This is a genomic window from Roseovarius indicus (genome assembly GCF_008728195.1).
GTDB classification, from domain to species: Bacteria; Pseudomonadota; Alphaproteobacteria; order Rhodobacterales; family Rhodobacteraceae; genus Roseovarius; species Roseovarius indicus.
Map to the genome: position 1 here is coordinate 5026109 of NZ_CP031598.1, position 16318 is coordinate 5042426.

A 16318-nucleotide genomic window follows, 5' to 3' on the forward strand; every position below is an offset into this window, starting at 1 on the left:
TCATCTTCTATTGACCCGAGGCGGCAAACGCGGGCTTACTTGCCCCCATTGCATCAAGCCCGCGCACAGGAAGAGGCCAAACACGCCCGGCACGCGCGGTCACGTTCAGGGAGAGATACGATGACGATGATGAAGCACTTTCTTGGCGCCGCGGCAACGCTGGCGCTCGGCGCAGGCGCTGCCCTGGCAGACCCCGCGCTGATCTACGACCTTGGCGGCAAGTTCGACAAATCCTTCAACGAAAGCGCCCATAACGGGGCCCAGCGCTGGGCCGAGGAAACCGGCGGCAGCTACAACGAAGTCGAGCTGCAATCGGAAGCCCAGCGCGAACAGGCTCTGCGCCGCTTTGCCGAGGCCGGCAACAACCCGATCGTCATGGTGGGCTTTGCCTTCGGGGAATCGCTGGGCGAGGTCGCTGCCGAGTATCCCGACACCAAGTTCGCGATCATCGACATGGTGGTGGAAGAGCCCAACGTGCGCTCGGTCGTCTTCAACGAACACCAGGGCAGCTATCTCGTGGGCATGATGGCCGCGCAGGCCAGCGAAAGCGGCACCGTCGGCTTCATCGGCGGGATGGATATTCCGCTGATCCGCAAGTTTGCCTGTGGCTACGTTCAGGGCGTGAAGGCGGTGAACCCGGATGCCACCGTGATCCAGAACATGACCGGCACCACGCCCGCCGCATGGAACGACCCGGTGAAAGGCTCGGAACTGACCAAGGCCCAGATCAGCCAGGGCGCCGATGTGGTCTATCACGCCGCTGGCGGCACCGGCACGGGCATCCTGCAGACGGCCGCAGACGAGGGCATCCTCGGCATCGGCGTGGACAGCAACCAGAACTACCTGCATCCCGGCTCGATCCTGACCTCGATGGTCAAGCGGGTCGACAATGCCGTCTATGACGCCATGTCGGCAGGAACCGACATGGAGACGGGGATCCAGGTGATGGGCATCTCGAACGAAGGTGTCGGCTACGCGATGGATGAGCATAACGAGAGCCTTGTCACCGACGAAATGAAGGCCGCCGTCGACGAGGCCGCCGAGAAGATCGCCAGCGGCGAACTCGAGGTGCATGACTACATGTCCGACAATTCCTGCCCGGTCGAATAACCGCGGATGACGGGCGAACACGATACGGGGCGGCAGGCATCTGCCGCCCCGGCCATTGAACTGAGGGGCATCTCCAAGGCCTTCGGCCCGGTTCAGGCGAACAAGGACATTTCGATCACCGTGGCGCCCGGCACGATCCACGGGATCATCGGCGAGAACGGGGCGGGCAAGTCGACCCTGATGTCGATCCTCTACGGGTTCTACAAGGCCGACAGCGGCAAGATCTTCATCAAGGGCCGCGAAACACGCATCCCCGACAGCCAGGCCGCCATTTCCGCGGGCATCGGCATGGTCTTCCAGCATTTCAAGCTGGTGGAGAACTTCACCGTTCTGGAAAACGTGATCCTCGGGGCCGAGGATGGGCGTCTTCTCAAGCCCAGCCTCGCCAAGGCGCGCAAGTCGCTTGAAGAGCTGGCCGAGGAATACGAGCTTCACGTCAAGCCCGACGCGAAGATCGAGGATATCGGCGTCGGCATGCAGCAGCGGGTCGAGATCCTCAAGGCGCTCTACCGGCAGGCCGATATCCTGATCCTCGACGAGCCGACGGGCGTGCTGACCCCGGCCGAGGCCGACCAGCTGTTCCGTATCCTCGCGCGGCTGAAGGAAGAGGGGAAGACGATCATCCTCATCACCCACAAGCTGCGCGAGATCATGGAGATCACCGACACGGTCAGCGTCATGCGGCGCGGCGAGATGGTCGAGACGGTGAAAACCGACGAGACCAGCCCCGAACAACTGGCCGAACTGATGGTGGGGCGGAAGGTGCTATTGCGGGTCGCGAAGTCGCCGGCGCAACCCGGTAACGCGGTGCTGAATGTCAAAGGCCTGAAAGTGACCGACAGCCAGGGCGTCGAACGGTTGCGTGGCATCGACCTGACCGTGCGGGCCGGCGAAATCGTTGGTCTCGCCGGCGTTGCGGGCAACGGGCAGTCGGAACTGCTGGAGGTGCTTGGCGGTATCCGCGAGGCCCGCGGCGAGGTGCGGGTGAATGGTCAGCCGCTGACCCTGAGCGGCAGCGGCGCCAATGGCCGCGACCGGCGCGCCGCCGGCATCGGCCACGTGCCCGAGGATCGCCAGCGCGAAGGCCTGATCATGGATTACGCCGCGTGGGAGAACATGATCTTCGGCTATCACCGCGACCCGTCCACCGGGCGTGGCGTGCTGATGAACAACGCCGCCATCATGGCCGAGGCGCGCGACAAGATGGGCCGCTTCGACGTGCGCCCGCCGGATGAGAAACTGTCGGCCAAGAATTTCAGCGGCGGCAATCAGCAGAAGATCGTTCTGGCCCGCGAGATCGAGCGGAACCCCGATATCCTGCTGATCGGCCAACCGACACGCGGCGTCGATATCGGCGCGATCGAATTCATTCACAGCCAGATCATCCGCCTGCGCGACGAAGGCAAGGCGATCCTGCTGGTCAGCGTCGAGCTTGACGAGATCATGTCGCTCTCCGACCGGATTGCCGTGATGTTCGACGGCAAGATCATGGGCGAACGGCGCCCGGACGAGACCGACGAGACCGAGCTTGGCCTGCTGATGGCCGGCATCGAGGGCAAGCCCGAGGATGCCTTCAAGGCGGTCGAGGAGGCGCAGTTCGCCCAGGCCGCCGAGACCGAAGAGGAGAAGCATCATGGATAGGATGCCGGCCTGGGTCGATGCGGTGCTGGTGCCGCTTATTTCGCTTGTCCTCGCAGCGCTGATTTCGGCCCTGGTGATCCTCTTCATCGGCGAAGACCCGATCGCGGCGGTCAAGCTGATGGTGACCGGCGCGCTGGGCTCGACCTATGGCTGGGGCTACACGCTCTATTACGCCACCAATTTCCTGTTCACCGGGCTGGCCTTTGCCGTGGCAAGCCATGCGGGGCTGTTCAACATCGGCTCGGAAGGGCAGGCGATGATCGGCGGGCTGGGCGTGGCACTGGTGTGCCTCGCGATCCCCTGGCCGCACTGGGCGCTGGCCCTGCCGGCGGCCATCGTCGGCGCGGCGGCGTTCGGGGCGCTCTGGGCGCTCATCCCGGCGTGGCTGCAGGCCAAGCGCGGCAGCCATATCGTGATCACCACCATCATGTTCAACTTCATCGCCGCAGCCGTGCTGAATTACATGCTGGTCAATATCCTGCGCCCCGCCGGCTCGATGGACCCGGCAACCGCGAAATTCCCCGAAGGCGCGCATCTGCCCACATTGCACGATCTTCTGGCGCCGCTGGGCATCGCGTTCTCCAAGGCGGCGCCTGCGAATATCAGCCTGCTGGTGGCGGTGGCGGCCTGCGTTCTGGTGTGGCTCCTCGTCTGGCGCACGCGGCTGGGCTTCGAGATCCGCGCGCTGGGGCATTCCGAAAGCGCCTCGCGCTATGCCGGCATTCCGCCCGTGAAAATCGTCGTGATCGCCATGCTGATCTCCGGCGCGCTGTCGGGCTGCATGGCGATCAACAACGTCATGGGCGAGGCCGAGCGGCTTATCCTGAACGCAACCGAGGGGGCGGGCTTCATCGGCATCGCCGTGGCGCTGATGGGGCGCAATCACCCGCTGGGCGTGTTCCTGGCCGCGATCCTGTTCGGCTTCCTCTACCAGGGCGGGGCCGAGCTGGCGCTGTGGACGTCCATTCCGCGTGAGCTGATCGTGGTGATCCAGGCACTGGTGATCCTGTTCACCGGCGCGCTCGACAACATGGTGCGCATGCCGCTCGAACGCATCTTCATGGCAACCCGCAAGCGGAGGCGCACGTGACCGAGCTTTCACCCTACCTGCCCGGTTTCATCGCCGCCTATGCGATCCTGCTGGTGGGCGCGTCCTCACCCGGCCCGGCCGTGGCGATGCTCTTGGGCATCTCGACGACGCAGGGGCGCGGGCCGGCCCTGATCACCTGTTTTGGCATCGCCACCGGCAGCATGACGATCAACCTGCTGACCATGGTCGGCGTCGGGCTGCTCTTGTCCCAGGCGGCCTGGGCGATGAACCTGCTGCGGCTGGTGGGCTCGGCCTACCTGCTCTGGCTGGCATGGGGCGCCTTCCGCAAGGCGCTGAACCCGCCAAAGGTAAGCGTCAAGCAGATGGCGCCCCAGTCGGCAAAGGCACTGTTCATCAAGGGCTACCTGTTGCAGGTCACGAACCCCAAGGCCATCGCCTTCTGGCTGGCAATCGCGGCGGTAGGCGCAGTGAACGGGGCGCCCGCGCCGGTGATCGCAGCCTTCGTAACAGGCGCCTTCGTCATTTCCTTCGCGATGCACGCGGCCTGGGCCGTCGTGCTGTCCTCGCGCCCGGTGCGCGCCGCCTATGCCGGCGGGCGCCGATGGATCGAGGCCGGCCTCGGCGGCTTCTTCACCTTCGCCGCCTTCAAGCTGGCGACGGCAGAAAGGTAGTCCGATGGATTTCATGACCGCCCTGCAAGTGCTCGACAGCACGGTCCGGCTGGCCACGCCGCTTCTGCTGGCCTGCCTTGCCGGGCTGTTCAGCGAGCGAGCGGGCATTTTCGATATCGGGCTGGAGGGCAAGATGCTGATCGCGGCGTTTTTCTCGGCGGCGGTGGCCTATGTCAGCGGATCGGTCTGGCTGGGGCTTCTGGCGGGGATCGGGTCTTCGATGCTGCTGGCGGGGCTGCACGGGCTGGCGTCGATCACCTTTCGGGGCAATCAGCTGATCTCGGGCGTGGCGATCAACTTCCTGGCCGCCGGCATGACCGTGCTGATCGCGCAGGACTGGTTCGCGCAGGGCGGCCGGACCCCCTCGCTGATCGGCGCGGCCCGGTTCGAGCCGATCACCCTGCCGCTGGCCGAAACGCTGGGCGGCGTGCCGGTGCTGGGGCCGATCTATGCCGAACTGATCTCGGGGCACACGATCCTTGTTTACCTCGCGCTCCTCTGCGTGCCGGCAACGTGGTGGGTTCTGTTCCGCACGCGCTTCGGCCTGCGCCTTCGGGCCGTGGGCGAGAACCCGGCGGCGGTTGATACGGCGGGCATTTCGGTTGTGGGGATGCGCTATGCCGCCGTTCTCATCTGCGGCGTACTGTGCGGCATCGCCGGTGCCTACCTGGCGACGGCGCTGCAGGCCGGGTTCGTCAAGGACATGACGGCGGGCCGGGGCTATATCGCCCTCGCCGCACTGATCTTCGCCAAGTGGCGGCCGTGGTATGCGCTGTCGGCGACGCTGCTCTTCGGATTCCTTCAGGCGGTCGCGCTGCGGTACCAGAATATCGAACTGGGCGGGCTGGTCATCCCGGTGCAGCTGATGGATGCGCTGCCCTATATCCTGACGGTCATCATCCTGGCCGGGTTCGTCGGAAAGGCGATTCCACCGCGGGCGGGCGGCCAGCCCTACGTCAAGGAACGCTAGGCCACCCCTTCCGCTCCATCCCGAAAGCACGAGGCGTGATGCCGCGCCCGAGCCTTTCCGGGCGCCCGCGCCTTGCGGGATGGCCGATGATGGGGCTAATTGGACATATGCACATCTACCTTCCCATAGCCGGCGTTGCGGTCAACATCTTCCTGCTACTGGGCCTCGGCGGGCTGATCGGGGTGCTGTCGGGCATGTTCGGCGTCGGTGGCGGCTTTCTTCTGACTCCGCTTCTGTTCTTCATCGGCATTCCGCCGACCGTGGCCGTCGCCACCGGCGCAGCGCAGATCGTCGCCGCCTCGTTCTCGGGCGTGCTGGCGCATCTCAGGCGCAAGACGGTCGACCTCCAGATGGGAACGATCCTGCTCGTCGGCGGGCTTTTCGGCGCGGCGCTGGGTGTGCTGCTCTTCAACTATCTCAAGGCGGTGGGCCAGGTCGACCTGCTGGTCCGGCTCTGCTACGTCGTGTTCCTCGGCATCATCGGCGTCCTGATGTTCTTCGAAAGCCTGCGGGCCCTGCGTCGCTCGAAGTCGGGGGCCAGGGCGGTTCGAAAGAAGCACACATGGGTGCAGAAGCTGCCGTTCAAGATGCGTTTCCGCACCTCGGGGCTTTACATCAGCGCCATCCCGCCGCTGCTGGTCGGCGTCAGCGTCGGCGTGCTGGCCGCGGTTATGGGCGTGGGCGGCGGGTTCATCATGGTCCCGGCGATGATCTACATCCTCGGGATGCCCACCAAGGTCGTCGTCGGCACCTCGCTCTTCCAGATCATCTTCGTCACCGCCTTCACCACCATGCTCCACGCCACCACGAACCAGACGGTCGACGTGGTGCTGGCGGTCATGCTGCTTCTGGGCGGGGTGATCGGGGCACAGGTCGGCACGATGATCGGCACCCGGATGAAGGCCGAACAGCTTCGGGTGCTGCTGGCACTGCTGGTGGTGGGCGTCTGTTTCAAACTGGCGCTCGACCTGCTGCTGGTCCCGACCGACCTTTACAACCTCACCCCCGTCAAAAACATGTAGGCCAAGACCCCGGCCCGCCGGTTTCCGCTTGCAATATCACGCGCCTGTAAATCCAATTCACAACATGTGATCTGGCCAGATCCGCTTGTGGCAGCGTGCCGCCTTGCATTGAACACGGACATGGGGATAAGGGGCTTCATGCTGATATACCTTCCGATCGCCGAGGTATCCGTCAACGCCTTCCTTCTCCTGGGGCTGGGCGGGCTGGTCGGTGTCCTGTCGGGCATGTTCGGAGTGGGCGGCGGCTTCCTGATGACCCCGCTTCTTTTCTTCATCGGCATCCCCCCCGCCGTCGCCGTGGCAACCGAGGCGAACCAGATCGTCGCCTCCTCCTTCTCCGGCGTGCTGGCGCATCTGCGGCGCAAGACGGTCGACCTGCGGATGGGCACGGTGCTGCTGATCGGTGGCCTGATCGGCGCGGCGCTTGGCGTCGTGATCTTCAACTACCTGCGGTCGCTCGGCCAGGTCGACCTGCTGGTCCGGCTCTGCTACGTCGTCTTCCTTGGCGTGATCGGGGCGATGATGTTCGTCGAAAGCCTGCGCGCGATCCGCAAGTCGCGGCGCAGCGGCGGCGCACCGACACGCCGGAAACACACCTGGGTGCAGGGCCTTCCACTGAAGATGCGCTTCCGCACGTCGGGCCTCTACATCAGTGTCATCCCGCCCGTGATCGTCGGTGTGCTCGTCGGCATTCTTGCAGCCATCATGGGCGTGGGCGGCGGGTTCATCATGGTCCCGGCTATGATCTATATCCTCGGCATGCCCACCAAGGTCGTCGTCGGCACCTCGCTCTTCCAGATCATCTTCGTCACCGCCTTCACCACCATGCTGCACGCGACGACCAACTTCACCGTCGACGTCGCCCTGGCGGTGCTGCTTCTGGTGGGCGGCGTGATCGGGGCCCAGATCGGCACCAGCATCGGCACCAGGATGAAGGCCGAACAGCTGCGCATCCTGCTGGCGCTGATGGTTCTGGCCGTCTGCTTCAAGCTGGCGCTTGACCTGCTGCTTCAGCCGACCGAACTTTACTCCATCGGTTCGGCAGGGGGGCACTGAGACAATGGTGCGACTGCTCTTCATTCTTTTGCTCATCGCCCTGCCCGCCCGGGCAGAGGAGGTCGTGCTTGGCCTCAGCCAGGATGAAGTGGCGATCACCGCCAATTTCGACGGCTCGCAGATCCTTGTCTTCGGGGCCGTGAAACGCGAGGAACCCATTCCGGATGGCCCCCCGCTTCAGGTGGTCGTCGCGGTCTCGGGGCCGTCGAAACCCGTGCTGGTGCGCCGCAAGGAACGCCGGTTTGGCATCTGGGTGAACACCGACAGCGTCCTGGTGGACAGCGCCCCAAGCTTCTATGCCGTCGCCGCAAGCGGCCCGTTCGACGAGGTGCTCACCGATGTCGAGGATCTTCGGCACCGCGTGTCGATCGAACGGGCGATCCGCTCGGTCGGGGCGGCGATGCATATCCGCGGCGCCCAGAACTTTGCCGACGCCGTCGTGCGCATCCGCGAACGCTCTGGCCTATACAAGATCGTCGAGGATTCCGTCGCCGTCGACCAGCAGACACTGTTCCGCACCGCCATCGACATGCCGGCGAACCTGACCGAGGGCGAGTATTCCACCCGCATCTTCCTGACCCGCGAAGGCCGTGTCGTATCGGTCTATGAAACCACCATCGACGTGCGCAAGGTCGGGCTGGAACGCTGGCTCTACAACCTGTCGCGGAACCAGCCGCTGATCTACGGCCTGATGTCGCTGGCCATTGCCATCGCCGCCGGCTGGGGCGCCTCGGCCGCCTTCCGGATGTTGCGACAGGGCTAAATTCCGGCCCGGGCTGGAACACTCCCCCATGCCTCGCGTTTTTCCCGGATGACGCCTTACCCCAACCATGCTACCTGACGAACATGAGCCAGATGCCCTCGAAGGACGAAATCCTCAAGTGGATTTCCGATAACCCGACCCTCACCTCGAAACGCGATATCGCCAAGGCCTTCGGGATCAAGGGCGCCGCGCGGATCGACCTGAAACGCGTGCTCAGGGAACTCGAGGATGAAGGCCACCTCGAGAAGCGCAAGAAGACGTATCGCGACCCCGACAAGCTGCCGCCGGTAAGCGTTCTGCAGGTATCGGGCCAGACCAGCGATGGCGAGCTTCTGGCCAAGCCGCTCGAATGGCATGGCGAGGGGGTCGAACCGGTCGTCATGCTGATCCCGCGCGCCTCCGATCCGGCGCTTGGCGAAGGGGATCGCATCCTTGCCCGCCTGCAGGAGGTGAAGGGCGAGGATCACCATTACGACGCCCGCCTGATCCGCCGCATCGGAACCAACCCGCGCAAGATCCTCGGCGTGTTCCGCAAGGGCGCCGAGGGCGGGCGGATCGTGCCCATCGACAAGGGCGACGGCAAGGAATGGACAGTGGCGGCCGATGCGGCTGGCGGCGCCAAGGATGGCGAACTGGTCGAGGCCGAACAGGCCGGCCCCAAGGGCCGCATGGGCCTGCCCAAGGCCCGCATCGTCGAACGGCTGGGCGACCCCTCGGCGCCCAAGGCCGTGTCGCTCATCGCCATCCACCAGCACGGCATCCCCGACGATTTCCCCGACGAGGTGATCACCGAGGCCGACAGCATGAAGCCCGCCGGCCTGTCGGGCCGCGAAGACCTGCGCGACATGCCGCTTGTCACCATCGACCCCTCGGATGCGCGCGACCATGACGATGCCGTCTGGGCCCATGCCGACGACGACCCCAAGAACGAGGGCGGGCATGTTCTGTGGGTGGCGATTGCCGACGTCGCCCATTACGTGACCTCCGGCTCGGCACTGGATGCCGAGGCGCGCAAGCGTGGCAATTCCAGCTACTTCCCTGATCGCGTCGTTCCCATGCTGCCTGACCGTCTGTCAGGCGACCTGTGCAGCTTGCACGAGGGCGTGCCGCGCGCCTGTATCGCCGTCCGCATGCAGATCGACGCGCATGGCCAGAAGGTCGGCCACCGCTTCGTGCGCGGGCTGATGCGCTCCGCCGCCTCGCTGAGCTACGAGGAGGTGCAGCAGGCCATGGACGGGGAGCCGAACGACAAGTGCGGCCCGCTGATGGACGAGGTGATCAAGCCCCTCTACGCCGCCCATGCCGCCCTGCAAACCGCCCGCAACACCCGCCAGCCGCTCGACCTCGACCTGCCCGAGCGCAAGGTGGTGCTCAGCGACGAGGGCAAGGTGCTGTCGGTCAATTTCGCCGACCGGCTGGATGCCCACAAGCTGATCGAGGAATTCATGGTGCTGGCCAACGTGGCCGCCGCCGAAACCCTGATCGCCAAGAAATCCCCGCTCCTCTTCCGCGTCCACGAGGAACCACCGCCCGAGAAGCTCGACACCCTGCGCGAGGTGGCCGAGGCCGCCGGGCTGGTGCTGGCAAAAGGGCAGGTGCTGCGCACGTCGCACCTGAACCAGCTGCTGCACGCCGCCGAGGGCACCGATCATTCCGACGTCATCAACATGTCGACCCTGCGGGCGATGACGCAGGCCTATTACAACCCGTCGAATTTCGGGCACTTCGGGTTGTCGCTTCAGGCCTATGCGCATTTCACCTCGCCGATCCGGCGCTATGCCGACCTCGTCGTGCACCGGGCACTCATCTCGGCCCATGGCTGGGGCGATGACGGGCTGAGCCGCGCCGACGAGGAACAGCTGCAAAGTACCGCCGAGCATATCAGCGAGACCGAGCGCCGCTCGATGACCGCCGAGCGGGACACGAACGACCGCTACCTCGCCGCCTACCTCTCGGAACGCGTGGGCGAGGAATTCACCGGCCGGGTCAGCGGCGTGGCCCGGTTCGGCGCCTTCGTCCGACTGGACGAAACCGGCGCTGACGGCCTGATCCCGGTGCGCGCGCTTGGGCGGGAATTCTTCCACTTCGACCGCGACGCCGGCACGCTGATGGGCGCCGATACGGGGCTCACCATCGGCCTTGGCCAGCGCGTCACCGTGCGCCTGTCCGAGGCCGCACCGGTGACGGGCGGCATCGCGCTCGACCTGATCAGCATCGACGGCAAGGCCGTTCAGCAGGGCCAGTCCGCCAAGCGTGGCAAATCGCGGGGCAAGCCGGTCAAACGCAAGCCCGCACGCGCGGCGAAGAAGGACGCCAAGGTCAAACGCAAGGTCAAGCGCAGCCGCCGCTAGACGGTCGCGATCAGCCAGCCGATATAGGCCACGTAGGCCGTGACCAGCGCGGCGCCTTCGCGCCGGCCAACGCGCCATCCGGTGCGCGCGAAGATCAGGAACACCACCGTCGCGGCCAGCATCACCCAGATGTCGAACCCGGCGATGCTGGCCGGCACGGCAAGCTGCGACACCACGGCGGTGATCCCCAGGATACCGAGAATATTGAAGATATTGCTGCCGACCACGTTGCCGAAGGCCACGTCGCCCTGCCCCTTGCGCGCCGCGATGACCGAGGTGACGAGTTCCGGCATCGAGGTGCCGATGGCGACGATGGTCAGGCCGATCACCTCTTCCGGCATGCCGAACCGCCCGGCCAGCGAAATCGCACCATCCACAAGGAACCGCGCCCCCAGCAGCGTGGCCGCCAGACCGCCCAGAAGGATCAGCGCCGCGCGCCATGTTGCGCCCCGGGGCAGCGGCAACACCTCGGCCTCGTGCTCGTACATCTCCGCGGCGGCGGTGTGGCGCCGGCGTTCGATGAAGACGGTCGCCAGAAGGTAGCCCGCCAACGCAACGACAAAGGCCCCGCCGACCATTCGCCCGACACCCCCGGCCAGTATAGCGCCGGCACAGGCCAGCGTCGCAAGCGCCAGAACCGTGCCGTCACGCCGCAGCACCTCGGGCGCCACGCTGATCGGCGCGATCAGCGCGCCGATGCCGAGAATGAGAAGGATGTTGCCGCTGTTGCTGCCGACGATATTGCCGATGGCGATACCGGGCGAACCGGCAAACGCCGCCTGCAGGCTGGTCACAAGCTCCGGCGCAGATGTCCCGAACCCCACGATGGTCAGCCCGATCAGCAGGGGCGAGACACCAAAGGCCCGCGCCAGCGCCACCGCGCCGCGCACCAGCATGTCGCCACCCACCAGCAGGCCGGCCAGTCCGGCCAGAACAAGGACGATGTCCATTCCCGCGCTCCCTTGCGTCTTTGCGCCCGGGGTCTTGGGCGTTCCCGTGATCGCAGATGCGCCCGCCGAAGGCGGCTTTCAAGGGAGAGGGCCCCCGATATTTTGACGACCGTTGCCAGCAATCAGAGATGATAGGTCAACGCATGCCGCACCAGGTGCGAGAGCCGCTCCGGCTCGACCTGGCCGGGCGTGTCGAACAGCACCGCGCGATTGCCGTCAAGCCGGTCCCAGGCCGGAAAGGCCTGCGCGTAGTCGGAAATGATGCTGGTCTGGCAATGGGCAAAAAGCGCGAACTGCGCACCCTTATGCAGGCCGACCCGCAAGGTCGATCCGGTCCGCGGGCGCCGGGGAAGGTACGCGGGCTGGCCCCACTTGAGCGTCTCGTCAAGCGGGCCGACCTCTGGCAACCGGCCCGCCACCTCGAGGATCAGCCCGCGCAACGCCAAAACACCCTCGCGTGCCTGCGGCGGATAGCCGTCGATGACCGCCCGCACCGGACCCGGGATGCCATCCAGGGTCATGACGGGTAGAGCGTGGCAGAGGCGCGGTCGAGATAGGCCCCGATCCGCTCGTCGTCACGCACCAGCGCCCGCAATTCGGTGGCGCAAGGCAAGGTGCGGATCATGTCGAGTACCGGCACGATGGCCGCGTCGGCGGCACTGGGCGCCGGGCCGAACAGGTAGTCGGTATTGCCAAGCGTCTCGCGAATGGCTTCCAGGTCACGCGCCATGCGATCCAGCCGGTCGGCCTCGGAAAACTGGCCGGTGCCCTGCATGTCGAGCATCCGGCGGATGCGTTTGCGCGCAGTCCCGGCGATGGTGCCGCGCAGCGGCACGGGCAACGCGCCGAAAAACTGGTCGCGCGTCACCTTCCAGCACTCATCGCGCACCCAGCGGTCATGCACGAGCCCATAGCGCAGCCCCTCCTCGACCATGCGCACCAACGCATGGCTATGCGCCTTCTCTCCCTCCGAAAGCGCATCGTCGAACCCCGCGCCGCGGCCTTCCAGCCAGACCTGGATCCGGCCACTGTCGGGGATCAGTGCCTCGGCCGTCTTCAGCACCGGCAGGCGGCCATAGGGCATCTTCGACGGGTCGGTCGTGAAACTCGGCTCCCAGTCCTGCCCCGACATGCCGAGCAGGCACATCGCCTTCAGGCAAAACGGGCTGAAGCTGGCGTGCCGGTCGTCACCGGGGAAGGAAAGCAGGGTCAGCATGGGCGTACTCTGGATACGACAGGGTTGTCTGGACGGTAGCAAGACTTCGTGACACTATTTGTCAGGAGCACCGGCGATAGTGACCCAATGAGCCGAACCGACAGATTGTTCCAGTTGATGCAAGCGCTGCGAAGCGTCCCGCCCCCCGCAACGGCGGCGCAGCTTGCCGCCATGCTGGCCGTCACCCCGCGCACGATCTATCGCGACATCGACACCCTGCGCGGGCTGGGTGCCGTCATCGATGGCGCCTCGGGCTTCGGCTACACGCTGATCGAGGACGCCGCCCTCCCCCCGCTCAGCTTCGATACCGACGAGCTCGAGGCACTGGTGCTGGGCCTGCGCGAGGTCGACCAGGTGGGCGACCCGGTGCTGGCCGCCGCCGCACGTTCGGCGCTGGCCAAGCTGGGCGCGCGCCTGCCCGCCAGCCAGGCACATCGGCTGAAACACGCCGTGCTGACCGCGCAGCGCTTCACCCCCCTGCCCGAGCCCGGCATCGATGTCAGCTTGCTAAGGCAGGCTACGTGGGACGAACGGACCATCCGCTTCGACTATACCGACGCGGAAGGACGCGAGACAAAGCGCGAGGTCGACCCGCTTTCGGTCATCTACATGCAGGCCTCGCACTGCCTGCTGGCATGGTGTCACCTGAGGAACGATTTCCGCGCCTTCCGGCTCGACCGGATGCGCGAGCTGGCGCTGACCGGCGCCTCGTTCCGCCCAAGACGCGTGCCGATGCTCCGCGCTTATCTCGCCGAGATCAGCCGACCCGATCAGGACCGGGCGGCAAGTTAGGGCAGTCAACCGCACCGCCCGACACTGCGCACTTTCGGAAATCACCGCTTGGCGTTATCATATGGCAAAACACCCGGAACAGGGGTCAGGCATGAGCAGCGGATTGATATCGACGTGTATGGCAGCGGTGACGCTAGCCGGGACGGCCCTCGCGTCACCGGTGGACACCTCCTTGCGGCCCAAGGCGAGGCCGGACGGCAGCGCAGGGGTCGTAGCGGTGGAGGACACTCAGGCCACGGTCTATGCCGGACTGGCGCGAAGCCTCCGCCCGATGGCCCGCCCCGGCAACCTCCGAACGGAAGATGTGGCGCAGGTCACCACCGCCAATCCCGCCTTCGACCGCTGGGTGCGGGGGTTCCGCGGCCGGGCGCTGGCACAGGGCATCAGCGCGCGCACCTTCGATGCCGCCTTCCGCAATGCCGGCTTCACGCCCGACGTGATCGCCAAGGACCGCAACCAGACCGAGTTCAAGAGCGAGATCTGGGACTATCTCGACAACGCCGCCGCCCCGCCGAAGGTCGACGAGGGCCGTCAGGCGCTCCGCCAGCACAATCGCACGCTTCGGCAGATCGAACAGCGCTACGGCGTCGAGAAAGAGGTCGTCGCGGCGGTCTGGGGCCTGGAAAGCCGCTATGGCACCCGGATGGGCACGTATCCCATGATCGACGCGCTGGCGACGCTGGCCTTTGACGGGCGGCGCGGCAGCTTCTTCGAGAAACAGCTCGTCACGGCGCTCAAGATCGTACAGTCGGGCGACGTGACCCTGCGCGATTTCAAGGGCTCATGGGCCGGGGCCATGGGGCACACGCAGTTCATTCCCACGTCCTACATGGCCTACGCCGTCGATTTCGACGGCAACGGCAAGCGAGATGTCTGGTCGCGCGATCCGGGCGATGCGCTGGCCTCGACGGCCGCCTACCTGCGCCGCTTCGGGTGGATCAGCGGTCAGCCCTGGGGCGTCGAGGTGCGCGTTCCCGGCAGCCTTGGCAGCACCGGCGGCCAGCGGATGCCCTCGCAATGGGCGCAGCTTGGCGTCGTCGGCATGGATGGCCGGCCGGTCCGCGACCATGGCAGCGCGTCGCTCCTGATGCCGGCGGGGCGCAACGGCGCCGCGTTCCTCGTCTTCAAGAACTTCTCGGTCATCAAGCGGTACAACAACTCGGATGCCTACGCTCTCGGCGTCGGCCATCTCTCCGATCGCCTGAAAGGCGGGCCGCCGATCCAGGGCTCCTGGCCCCGCGGGTACCAGGCCCTGTCGTTCAACGAGAAGAAAGAGCTTCAGCGGCAGCTCAAGAACCGCGGGCTGGGCATTGAGAAGATCGACGGGCTGATCGGCCCGAACACGCGCTCTGCCATCGTCGCCTTCCAGCGGTCTGCCGGGATGAAGGCCGACGGCAACCCGTCCCAGGAGGTGCTCCGGCGTCTGAAGGGCAGCTAGGCCGCCCCCTCAGATCCGCAGGAACGGTTGCGCGATACGCGGCAGCCAGCTGTTGAACCTCAGCGGCGCATCGGTCGCGGCAAGGCAGATGCAATCCTCGCCGATATCGGCAATCGGCGTGTGATCGAGGTCTTCGTTCGCGACCTCGATGTCACCTGGGCCGAAATGGTCGACCTCGTCCTCGAAGGCCCCTCGCAGCACCAGCGTAAGTTCAGTGCCGTTGTGGCCGTGATCGGGCACCGCGGCGCCGGCGGGAATGTAAAGCAGCCGGGCTGTCGCACCGCCCTGCGTCGGCAGGATCGCCTGTTTCACCCCCATTCCGACCGGGCGCCAGCGCACCGCGTCAAGGTCGCCGCCCACATAGGCGCGCACCGGAGCGGGCAGCAAACCGTCGCCACGCGGCGCCGACGCCACAGGCGCGGCCGGCCGCGTCTCGGCAAGGTCGATCAGGCCGAGCGTCGTGTCGAGACTGTCCTCGGCCATCTCGGCCTCGTCACAATGCTCCATCAGCGCACCGCCAACGGTGTCGAACGCGCCCAGCCGCGCCCGGCATTCGTCGCACATCGAAATATGCGCGGCCACGGCCAGGCTGAAGGCCTCGGGCAAGGTGCCTGCCGAATAAGCCATCAGCAGCGGGTCAGTCAGGTGATGTTTGATCTTGTCCTGTGTCATTGTCTTCTACTTCATTGCATGGCGCAGACGATCCAGCGCCAGGCGTATCCTCGATTTGATCGTGCCGAGCGGCAGCCCGGTCTGGTCGGCAATTTCTCGATGGCTCAGGTCGCCGAAATACGCCTTCTCGATCAGTTCCCTTTGTTTCGCCGGCAGGGCGGCAACCGCCTCTTCCAGCTTCTCGCTTTCCTGTTGCAGGGCCAGGGTATCTTCCTGGTCCGGCTCCTGTTCCGGCCCCCACGGAAGGTCTTCCGGTTCGGGCCGCTTCATCTTTCTCAGCGCATCGATCTTCCGGTTGCGCGCAATCGTGAAGATCCAGGTCGCCGCACTCGCACGGGACGGGTCGAACAGATGAGCCTTCTGCCAGACGGCAGCCATCACTTCCTGCGAGCATTCCTCGGCCAGCGCCGCATCGGCGCCGGAGCGCATCAGGAACGCCTTCACCCGCGGGGCGAAATGGCGGAACAGGGCCGCAAACGCGGCCTTGTCGCGCGACTCCCGGATACGCAGGATGCACTCGGACCATTCGAGACCTGGATGTTCTGTTTCGTCCTTCACTTTCACCGGTTCCGTCACCGTGATCTGGTTTCTCCGGGGCATAGCACGCCCCACCAC

The 16318-nt window shown here is 65.9% G+C and carries 16 protein-coding genes; 11 read left to right on the forward strand and 5 right to left on the reverse strand.

All coding sequences use genetic code 11. The features are described 5' to 3' along the window. The first annotated feature begins 120 nt into the window (after window positions 1-120). The 9 genes from RIdsm_RS24210 to rnr all read left to right on the forward strand — a co-directional run bounded on the left by RIdsm_RS24210 (window position 121) and on the right by rnr (window position 10635). Window positions 121-1110 (forward strand): BMP family lipoprotein, encoded by a 990-nt coding sequence (locus RIdsm_RS24210; RefSeq protein ID WP_057812713.1) that lies wholly within the window; start codon window positions 121-123, stop codon window positions 1108-1110. 6 nt (window positions 1111-1116) lie between these two features. Further along, the gene (locus RIdsm_RS24215) at window positions 1117-2751 is read left to right on the forward strand and encodes an ABC transporter ATP-binding protein (RefSeq protein WP_057812710.1); all 1635 of its coding nucleotides are present in this window, start codon (window positions 1117-1119) and stop codon (window positions 2749-2751) included. Next, entirely contained in the window at window positions 2744-3841 is a 1098-nt protein-coding gene (locus RIdsm_RS24220; RefSeq protein ID WP_057812709.1) for an ABC transporter permease, read from the forward strand. Before RIdsm_RS24215 ends, RIdsm_RS24220 begins: the two co-directional genes overlap by 8 nt. Beyond that, entirely contained in the window at window positions 3838-4473 is a 636-nt protein-coding gene (locus RIdsm_RS24225) for a LysE family translocator (protein ID WP_082647238.1), read from the forward strand. Before RIdsm_RS24220 ends, RIdsm_RS24225 begins: the two co-directional genes overlap by 4 nt. A 4-nt stretch (window positions 4474-4477) precedes the next feature. Next, window positions 4478-5443, forward strand: a complete 966-nt coding sequence (locus tag RIdsm_RS24230) for an ABC transporter permease (protein WP_057812707.1) — start codon at window positions 4478-4480, stop codon at window positions 5441-5443. Window positions 5444-5550: 107 nt separating this feature from the next. Beyond that, window positions 5551-6465, forward strand: a complete 915-nt coding sequence (locus RIdsm_RS24235; RefSeq protein WP_057812705.1) for a sulfite exporter TauE/SafE family protein — start codon at window positions 5551-5553, stop codon at window positions 6463-6465. 138 nt (window positions 6466-6603) lie between these two features. Continuing rightward, complete coding sequence (locus RIdsm_RS24240) at window positions 6604-7521, forward strand: sulfite exporter TauE/SafE family protein (protein ID WP_057812703.1); 918 nt, start codon at window positions 6604-6606, stop codon at window positions 7519-7521. 4 nt (window positions 7522-7525) lie between these two features. Further along, a complete protein-coding gene (locus tag RIdsm_RS24245; protein WP_057812701.1) occupies window positions 7526-8284 on the forward strand; it encodes a TIGR02186 family protein in 759 nt (252 codons plus the stop codon). 83 nt (window positions 8285-8367) lie between these two features. Further along, entirely contained in the window at window positions 8368-10635 is a 2268-nt protein-coding gene (gene rnr, locus RIdsm_RS24250; protein WP_057812699.1) for a ribonuclease R, read from the forward strand. On the opposite strand, the gene RIdsm_RS24255 is transcribed toward rnr, so the two are convergent. The 3 genes from RIdsm_RS24255 to RIdsm_RS24265 form a co-directional block, all read right to left on the reverse strand. Continuing rightward, window positions 10632-11585 carry a calcium/sodium antiporter gene (locus RIdsm_RS24255; protein WP_057812697.1) on the reverse strand — a complete coding sequence of 318 codons (954 nt, stop codon included), beginning with the start codon at window positions 11583-11585 and terminating at the stop codon, window positions 10632-10634. The two genes, rnr and RIdsm_RS24255, sit on opposite strands and share 4 nt — an antisense overlap. A 122-nt stretch (window positions 11586-11707) precedes the next feature. Next, complete coding sequence (locus RIdsm_RS24260) at window positions 11708-12106, reverse strand: DUF1801 domain-containing protein (RefSeq protein WP_057812694.1); 399 nt, start codon at window positions 12104-12106, stop codon at window positions 11708-11710. Next, entirely contained in the window at window positions 12103-12801 is a 699-nt protein-coding gene (locus tag RIdsm_RS24265; RefSeq protein WP_057812692.1) for a glutathione S-transferase family protein, read from the reverse strand. The genes RIdsm_RS24260 and RIdsm_RS24265 overlap by 4 nt, the downstream gene beginning before the upstream one ends. An 87-nt stretch (window positions 12802-12888) precedes the next feature. On the opposite strand from RIdsm_RS24265, the gene RIdsm_RS24270 reads away from it, so the two are divergent. Both RIdsm_RS24270 and RIdsm_RS24275 read left to right on the forward strand, forming a co-directional pair. Continuing rightward, window positions 12889-13593: a helix-turn-helix transcriptional regulator gene (locus tag RIdsm_RS24270; protein ID WP_057812690.1), complete on the forward strand. Its 705-nt coding sequence runs from the start codon at window positions 12889-12891 to the stop codon at window positions 13591-13593. 91 nt (window positions 13594-13684) lie between these two features. Further along, window positions 13685-15031, forward strand: a complete 1347-nt coding sequence (locus tag RIdsm_RS24275) for a lytic murein transglycosylase (RefSeq protein ID WP_057812688.1) — start codon at window positions 13685-13687, stop codon at window positions 15029-15031. Between the two features lie 9 nt (window positions 15032-15040). On the opposite strand, the gene RIdsm_RS24280 is transcribed toward RIdsm_RS24275, so the two are convergent. Beyond that, window positions 15041-15703, reverse strand: a complete 663-nt coding sequence (locus RIdsm_RS24280; protein ID WP_057812686.1) for a ChrR family anti-sigma-E factor — start codon at window positions 15701-15703, stop codon at window positions 15041-15043. 6 nt (window positions 15704-15709) lie between these two features. Further along, on the reverse strand, window positions 15710-16303 hold the full coding sequence (locus RIdsm_RS24285) for a sigma-70 family RNA polymerase sigma factor (protein ID WP_420425055.1): 594 nt from the start codon (window positions 16301-16303) through the stop codon (window positions 15710-15712). Window positions 16304-16318: the final 15 nt, after the last annotated feature.